The sequence below is a fragment of the Propionivibrio sp. genome (genome assembly GCF_016790145.1).
In the GTDB taxonomy this organism is placed as follows: domain Bacteria; phylum Pseudomonadota; class Gammaproteobacteria; order Burkholderiales; family Rhodocyclaceae; genus Propionivibrio.
In genome coordinates, this window is record NZ_JAEUOI010000040.1 from 1 (window position 1) to 7,940 (window position 7,940).

The following is a 7,940-nucleotide window of genomic DNA, read 5'->3' on the forward strand; positions in this document are numbered from 1 at the left end:
ACAAGCATCACGCAAGGGGCAAGGTCGGCACTACAGCGTGTTTTGACGGTTTTGCTCACTCCCATGCCATATCGATCAGACACTTATGCGCACGAAGCTCATCAAAAATCGGAAAAATTGCGGCGAATAGCGGAAGTCGGGTTAAGCTGCAGAAATGGGACTATTTCTCCTCCCCTGGGATGACGAGGCAGGACTGCTCGTAGGCCTCAATGTCGCTCACCCGATATAGGATGCGGCCCATCATCTTGATGTAGGGTGGGCCGATCTTCTGTGAGCGCCAGCGCTGAATGCGTGAAACAGAACAGAACCAGCGCTCGGCCAGTAATTCTTCGGAGATGATCACCATCACCGAATGGAACTTGCAAATCTCCTGCGGACGATCTGGTGGAGGAGGGGCAGCGGTTGGACTGATTGATCAGCCCCTTGCTTTCTGGGCCTGGCAGCTTGTGGGTGTGTCGTCGTTTGCGGAAGATTAAGTTTTCTTTGCAGGCAGGTGATCAAGCTACGCAGGAGATCCTCGCCTTGCTCTTTGGCAGTCATCTTCCTGACGTCGTCCTGTTTGAACGTCAGCGGTTCGTAACCGTCATTCGGTTTGCGTTTGTTCTTGTTGGCAGGTGGTTTCATGATCGAAATATGGAAGCCTATCAGCCAGTTACTTGCTCCATGCCACTCTTTCCGGCATAACTCGCGCTAATTTGTCACGGGCAACAGTTCCCGAAAACCATCCAGGAGTATGACGTGCAATACACGCGTGTCCACACCGACAGATCACAAAAGAGGCAGCCCGTAGAGGTGATGTCCCTGCGTTCGTTGCTGTGCGCGCTTGGTACGTCACCCGTTTGCCTGATCAGTGCGTTCGACCCGCTTGAATACGATCACGATCGCACGCAGTGCGACGGTTGGAACAAAAACGCAACAAAAAGCATCCGGGAGAGAAATGGATAGCCTAGCCCGACAGACCGAAAGGTCTCAGGCCACGAGGCCCGGATGATCCGAAAGGACTCCGGGCCTCGTGCTTTACAAGGTCCCGGCCGTTTATAGAAAAGGATAACATCATGGGAATGTTCGATTACTTGAAGTGCCAATATCCATTGCCTGATGCCGGCGACAACGATCTGGAATACCAGACCAAGGACACGCCGGTACAGTTTCTGGACAACTACGAAATCCGCTCGGACGGCTCTTTGTGGCACCTGGACTACGATATCGAGGACAGGAGCGATCCGAATGCCGAGGGACTTGCTCGTATAGTCGGCAGGCTAAGTCGCGTCAACGAAAGCTGGGAGCCCTTGCCGTTTACTGGTGAGATCCGCTTCTACTGCTACGTCGGCAAAAACCAGTGCACCGAGTTCTCGGCTTACTTCGTGAACGGCATACTGAATTTTCTGACGTCGATCGGAAAAGAACCTATGACCGTGAAGACACAAGTGAAGCTGCGTTGCGGCCGCGAAGCGGAAGTGGAACCGGCCAAGGGCATCCACGGCATGCTGCTGGTTTCCGATGTGGGCGACGGGTACTTACTCCGCGTGCGTCACGGAGCGGAGTTTCGGGACTACCGACTGGCCCACTCCGATGTGGGAATCCGGATCGTTGACAACGATTCCTTCTTCTATCGTGCGGGTGATGACCTCTGGCTGGATCATGCGCCAAAGACGCTTGGATTGGAGATCGTGAACGTGGCGGAGGACACATGAAACAGCGGATCCGCTATTGGAATTGCACCCGGCTTGCAGACTGGCTTCGCGGCACTGCGAAGCCGCACAGCGAAACCGCCGGGGGCTGGCGTGATTGGAAGGAGGATGCGAAAGCCCGGAACCCCCTGCGCTTTTGGCTTACAGAGGAGTTTCTCGATAAGGCCCAGGACTTTGTCAACTGGCCCATAGACCGACTGCACAATCTGACGTACTGGATCAACAACCGGTTCGTCGAGCAGACCCACGTGTGCCGCACCGGGCTGAAGAATGGAGAGTGGCACGAGACCGGCGAGCGCATGCTACACGGCCTGTTCAACGAACTAGACTGGTTCGTAAGCGAGCAGAAATCCTGGATGGAATACATCAGCCATCCTGATAATTACCGCCACCTTCCGTTCTGGAAGACAACGTGGCCCTTTCGCCACTTCACCAACTTCAACTATCCCGAGCTGGGGCTGGCGTACCTGGAGTGGGAGAAGGGCCTGGCGTACAACGAAAGCTGGTATGGCTATCCCGATCGCGAGTTCACGGACGCGGAAAAAGCCAACTACCCAGACTACGGGCAGATGACGCCACAAGCCAAGAATGCCACCGAAATTGGCGAACTCTACAACTGGTGGGTAAATGTCCGCCCGAAGCGCCTGGATCCCATGGATGTGGGAGGTTGGTCCGCCTACTGCGAATACATGCGCGCCACTTATGGCGACGCTGTCCTCCATGAAGACCGCACGGATGAAGATCGCGCCATGAGTAAGCAAGCCATGGACATGACCAACGAGATCGAGCAAGCCTATGACGACGAAGACTCCGTCATGATGAAACGGTTGATCGAGATCCGCAATTCCCTGTGGACCTGAGCACAAAGTTGCCACCCACTGCGTGAAGCTTGTATCGGTTACCGGTGTGGATCAGGCAGACGGTAAGCGCAGTCAGTCAATCGTTTGTTCTGGATTCGCAAGACGCAGTGCGCCAGAATGATTGCAATTTGGCGCAGCGGAGTTATGGGGTACGCAGGTCCCTGCATGTCGGATTCCTCTTGGTTACGCGGTATCTGCATAAATCCCGTAACCAAGGGAAGAAGTCAAGGTTGTGACCCTATTGCCGCGATCGTTCGGGTCGTTCCTGTTTTGCGTAGCAGAATTTGCAACTTCAAGTTATCATCAGCTGATATAATGAGTCATGCGTGAAGACCACGGAATAGCAAATCTGCTAGACCTACACGATCAGATCATTGATCAGGACGGTGGGTATTGGGTGAAGATCGAGGCTTGGCGTGTCGAGGTAACAGCAGACGTCCCACACGGGGTCCGTTATTCCTTGACGCTCCACGAGCCTTATGGAAAGAGGATTCTGGGATACGACAACGCACATGCGGTAAAACCGCCGAAGAAGTTCAAGTATGCCGGACAGCGCATGACCTACGATCACAAGCATCGGCATGTGAGCGACAAAGGCGTGCCCTATGAGTTTCAGGATGCACAGCAACTCCTGATCGACTTTTTCAACGAGGTCGACCGGGTTCTGAAGGAGACGACACAAAAATGAAAGCCATCGTGATCGGTATCATGCCGCAGGACAAGATTCGGGAGCGGGTCTTGTCGATTGCTCGCGGCGAACACCAGCCAAAGTCAGGCGAACCGAAAATCTGGTTTACCTCAATGCGCTCTCTTGCCGAAGTCTTGAGCGATGAGAATCGCGCGTTGCTTCAGGTAATCAAGAAAACGAATCCGCAATCCATTACGTCCTTGGCTGAGACGACCGGACGCAAGCCGGGCAATCTGTCGCGCACTCTCAAGACCATGTCGAACTACGGTATCGTCGAAATGAAGCGCGAGCGCAACCATGTGCGTCCGGTTGCCAAAGCGACTGAATTCAGGATTGTGGCCTGAACTTCATCCTTTTTAAATCAATAGGTTGTGGCGTAGACAGTTTGTGTTGGCATACGTTCTGGCCCGCCAGAATACTGGCTTTAAACTCTCTGCACCAAAAACGATCACCCCGCTACACGCCAGTGTTTGCGGGGTGTGGGGTTTTCAGTTCGTAATAGCTATGTTTTGTTTTGTTGAGCCCGCCAGAGCGTGCGTAAACTGCAAGCCAGACTGGGCGCGTGCTCCGCGTTGGAGGGCGGTGCCGACATTGCGCAAAAGGCCGAGTGCCTGCACGACATTCAGGTTGCCCAGACCGAACTGCAGGAGGCACGCACGAAACGCAAGGCGGTGGCAAGAAAGGTCACACTGGATTCGCTACCTGTCGAGGATAGCCCAACTCAACTATAGAGTCCAGCAGATCAAGCACCTCTGATGCTCACAAACCAGCCGTAGCAATCAGGCCGAACAGCGTCTCAAAGGTGGCGGCTCGTAGTCCGTCATGGGGCTGGAGTTTGCGTGCTACCGCCAGCAAGTCGGCGATTTCCTCTTCGCAATAGATGTGCGGTGCCATGCGCCCCGGACGGATCCAAAGACTATCTCTTCTGGCACTTCGGTACGTGGATCGAACTGCCTCAGGTAGCGGGCAAATGGACGCAGCAGTTTCAACCGGCGCGCGCCCAGGTTTGTGGATTGTCCCGGTTCCACTTGCGAAACGCGACATTGCCGATAACTGGTAGGGCGCGTATCACAAGTATGCACTGGTTAAGTGCATGAGGCAGTCATCCACTTATTAGTGGCTTTTTCGTTGAGAAAATCGCCTTTCAAGGCTTGATTTATGCACAAAAAATGAGACCAAAGTGATTTATTGCGTCGCAACAAGCGATTGGCGAATAATTTATGCAGAAAAATAAATTAATTTTTAAAAACAATAAGTTGTAATTCTGCTTAACTAAACCGCAATGTAACTGAAACCCATTGCCTACGGGCGCTTTGATCATTCTTTCATATGTTTTCCACAGGGTTGTCCACAGAAAAAGTGGACAACTTATAGTCTTCCAATGGATGATGAGCTTGCTCTTGAAAGTTAATGTATTTCCTTAACATCTGCACCATTTCTGGGCACGAAAACGTAAGAGCATCGGCACAAACAATTCGACCCAAGACGTCAATGCGTCGACTGACGCAAGAGTCGGTTTGACTCTTTTCAAGCCGATTTCCACCGTTTGTGCCAGTTTGACGCGGTACGGGTTGTTCGAAATATTCTCTGTCGCTCATTTACATAAAGAAGCCATTAGCGAGGCTCGTGTCGTTGATATTTTTAGTCAACCAAGCCTGCCTCGTTGATGGGGATCAAAGCCGCTGCCGCAAGCAGGCGATTCATTTCGGGCGTGGGCGGGGGCACATGAGTTATTTTTATCATCGGTGCATTCTTCCAATGACAGCCGCGGCCGCGAAGAACGGCTAGACTCACAAGAAAAAATAGCCGGCTGACAGCAACGCCAGCAAAATGACACTGCTCACAATCAATCCAAGGGTCAACCGGATATCTTTCGGTTGTTCGTTGCGCAACGAAAGCCAAGTGCTTATGACATTTTTTCGCCACGCAACAATAGAAATGTTAGCGAGAAATAACTTCAATATCGTGACTTAGTGCACGTACCTTTGTTGGTAGGGTGGTGATAATTGTTCCACGGTATTGAAATTCTTTACAATCATTTGATCGGGACAATATGAAAAAAATCCTCACCAATCTTGCCGGCATTGCATGCCTTGTCAGTCCGCTGATCACACACGCGAGCATAATCGAAATAGGTACCGGCTATTCAACAGCGGGTACACAGGTTAGTGCCGCCGACTACAAGAGCGTGGTCGATAGCGCCATCACTAGTTCCGTTTCGGTTATGAGCTACGACAACGTTATTCCCCAGAATATTCTTGGTACGGGCACAACGGACTTCGCGTTCAAGTCAACTGTCAGTTTTGGTGTTTCCGCTGCTCTGGCAGGTAACTGGGAAATTCGTTCGGGTGTAGACTTTGGCCGAGGCGGCGCCATTTTTATTGATGGCGTAGCGCAGGATTTCAAAACGACCGATATGTGGTGGGCCGGCAGTTATGACGACAAGAGCCAATCCTTTGATGTTTCGTTGATTCTTGGTGCCGGTAATCACATTCTGCAACTTTACGGTCTTGAAGGCTGCTGTTCGGGCATGCAACAAGCTCAATTCAAAGTGGGTAGCAGTAACTCGTTTACGTCGTTCAGTTCAAATGACAATCTGGTCTTCACTGTTCCTGAACCCGAAACATACTCGATGGTGCTGGCAGGTTTGGGCCTGATGGGTACGATTGTGCGTCGTCGCAAACAGATGTAATCAGTTGCCAGCATTAAACAACAAAGGTCGCTTCGGTGGCCTTTTTTGTTTTCGCTCCTTCGCTTGTCAGTAATCGCTTGCGGTCTGGATTCGCCGAGCAGACTGACAACGCTCGAAACCGTGCACTTGCCGATCAGCCTTCGTCACGATTGGTCAGCATTTCGCATTCCTGACCAAACTGGGCATGGATGACGAAATTGTCGTGCGGACCAAACGCGGAAGGCGGCAAACCGGGGCACGGTCTCCGTGGTCATTGCTTGAATCCTTGAGGGAGGCCGGTTGACGGCCACCATTCCCAATCACAGATCTCGGTCTGCTCGGAAATTTCCAGAGCGCCATCAACCTCGATACCCAAATAGCCGGTGTCTCAATGTCATTGAAACGTTCCGCCGACGCAGAAATGTCGCCAGACTGCCCCCTATTTGTGCCCGGATCAGTCTGATTGGCGTAAAAGTCGCAGCAGCGACTCTCGAACCACACCCTGCTCTCAGGATCGGGGGGGACGAAATCGGGAATTTACCGAGCATGTTTCTTGCCCATCAAGCGATTCCGGCGTGCAAGTCTGAATGCGCCCTGCAAGGAAGGGAGACGGTCAGGCCAGTGACTTTCAACATGCGGGGGCGACTAATCCGTACACGTTAGTCCGAAAGAAGCAATGCGTTGCAGAATGTGCGGAATACGCCTCTTGATTAGTACTTTCGGGCCATTGTCAGTCAGGGTTAGTCACTGTAGGATGGACAGAACTTACTACGCTGACATCTCGAATATCAAAAATGTGTTCTAAAAGTGGAGGCCCGGTCAGGGTTCCTGTTTCATTGACGGCCACGATCATGTATCGAAGCTTTTACTTCCCCCTGCTTATCTTGCTCGGCGGCGCCCTCACCGTGAGTGCGGCGCTTGCTGCTGACAAGACGACATCGCCGTACCGGCTTTCGCCGCTGGGCGTGCAGCAGCAACTCTACCAGCACGCGCCATATCAACTCGATGATCGTTACCGCTTCTCCAGGCCCGACGATACGCGTCCCTTTGCGCGCCAGATCGCGATTGCTGCCCACGAAACCGGGCTCGATCCCGAGTTGGTGCATGCCATCATCGCCGTCGAGTCTGCTTATCAGCCCGCAGCGGTTTCTCCTAAGGGCGCTGTCGGGTTGATGCAGGTCATGCCTGAAACGGCAAGCCTGCAAGGGGTGCGCGACCCTGCCGATGTCGCCGCCAACCTGAGGGCGGGCACCCGCCACCTAAGCGGCCTGATGGCACGCTTCGACAACCGGCTCGATCTTGTTCTTGCCGCCTACAACGCCGGCGAAGGCGCTGTCAGGCGCCACGGCAATAGCGTCCCGCCCTTCGCGGAAACGCGCAACTATGTACCCGCCGTGATCGGCAAGTACCAGGCCACCGGCCAACGTGCAAGCACGAAGAGTGCAAAACAGATCCCGGCGCACAACTATCTTACCGGCACCCGCCTCGATTCTCCGGGACTATCCCAACTGCGTTAAAACTTCACGTCTTTCTTGGGCTGGCAACAAACTCCGGGAGTAAAAATGCTTGCTGGAAAGCAAGCCTATTTCAAGCAACGCCGGGAGTAAATCACTCGGCCTTGGACTTGTTGCGGCGACGTGCAATCGTTCCCATCAGAGCCTGCGAGCAACAGAGCATACGTCTCGGGCTTGGGAACAGGTCTCGAGAGCAGATACGCATTCGCTGATGAGTTCACGGCATTGCCATTAGTTGCAGTGCCTTTAACCTCAAAGTAGTAATTGCCGGCAGTCAGCAGAATCTGAGTGACCAATAAAGACAAACCCTCCGCTTGAAGCAAGGCTTGAATTTAGCTCCAAGAAAGAACAGGGCTGACTTTAATCGGAGAACTCAAAAAAATTGATGCTTGAGAAAAAAAGCGGGTGATCTTCATGGCTGATCAGTTAAGGTAAAAGGGCTGAACTTCGGCTAAATCGAAATGACAGGCTGAGCTTGGCGAACACCGGAAAATTGCTTTGGATTCGACAAGTCAA

The 7,940-nt window shown here is 52.8% G+C and carries 9 protein-coding genes; 7 read left to right on the top strand and 2 right to left on the bottom strand.

The annotated features are described in order from the left end of the window. Nucleotides 1-160: 160 nt before the first annotated feature. A complete protein-coding gene (locus tag JNM42_RS03940; RefSeq protein ID WP_294266500.1) occupies nt 161-346 on the bottom strand; it encodes a DNA-binding protein in 186 nt (61 codons plus the stop codon). Nucleotides 347-1,055: 709 nt separating this feature from the next. Here JNM42_RS03940 and JNM42_RS03945 point away from each other — a divergent pair. The 5 genes from JNM42_RS03945 to JNM42_RS03965 all read left to right on the top strand — a co-directional run bounded on the left by JNM42_RS03945 (nt 1,056) and on the right by JNM42_RS03965 (nt 3,970). Continuing rightward, on the top strand, nt 1,056-1,694 hold the full coding sequence (locus JNM42_RS03945; protein WP_294266502.1) for a hypothetical protein: 639 nt from the start codon (nt 1,056-1,058) through the stop codon (nt 1,692-1,694). Next, nucleotides 1,691-2,551 carry a hypothetical protein gene (locus tag JNM42_RS03950; protein ID WP_294266505.1) on the top strand — a complete coding sequence of 287 codons (861 nt, stop codon included), beginning with the start codon at nt 1,691-1,693 and terminating at the stop codon, nt 2,549-2,551. Before JNM42_RS03945 ends, JNM42_RS03950 begins: the two co-directional genes overlap by 4 nt. Before the next feature lie 322 nt (nt 2,552-2,873). Further along, on the top strand, nt 2,874-3,239 hold the full coding sequence (locus tag JNM42_RS03955; protein ID WP_294266508.1) for a DUF6516 family protein: 366 nt from the start codon (nt 2,874-2,876) through the stop codon (nt 3,237-3,239). Then, nucleotides 3,236-3,583 carry a transcriptional regulator gene (locus tag JNM42_RS03960; RefSeq protein ID WP_294266511.1) on the top strand — a complete coding sequence of 116 codons (348 nt, stop codon included), beginning with the start codon at nt 3,236-3,238 and terminating at the stop codon, nt 3,581-3,583. The genes JNM42_RS03955 and JNM42_RS03960 overlap by 4 nt, the downstream gene beginning before the upstream one ends. Nucleotides 3,584-3,772: 189 nt before the next feature. Further along, nucleotides 3,773-3,970 (top strand): hypothetical protein, encoded by a 198-nt coding sequence (locus tag JNM42_RS03965; protein ID WP_294266514.1) that lies wholly within the window; start codon nt 3,773-3,775, stop codon nt 3,968-3,970. 28 nt (nt 3,971-3,998) lie between these two features. Here the strand turns inward: JNM42_RS03965 and JNM42_RS03970 are convergent, their stop codons facing one another. Next, a complete protein-coding gene (locus tag JNM42_RS03970) occupies nt 3,999-4,133 on the bottom strand; it encodes a hypothetical protein (RefSeq protein ID WP_294266517.1) in 135 nt (44 codons plus the stop codon). A 1,159-nt stretch (nt 4,134-5,292) separates the two neighbouring features. Here JNM42_RS03970 and JNM42_RS03975 point away from each other — a divergent pair. After that, nucleotides 5,293-5,931 (top strand): CCXG family PEP-CTERM protein, encoded by a 639-nt coding sequence (locus JNM42_RS03975; RefSeq protein WP_294266520.1) that lies wholly within the window; start codon nt 5,293-5,295, stop codon nt 5,929-5,931. Between the two features lie 830 nt (nt 5,932-6,761). Then, nucleotides 6,762-7,427: a lytic transglycosylase domain-containing protein gene (locus JNM42_RS03980; RefSeq protein ID WP_294266525.1), complete on the top strand. Its 666-nt coding sequence runs from the start codon at nt 6,762-6,764 to the stop codon at nt 7,425-7,427. Nucleotides 7,428-7,940: the final 513 nt, after the last annotated feature.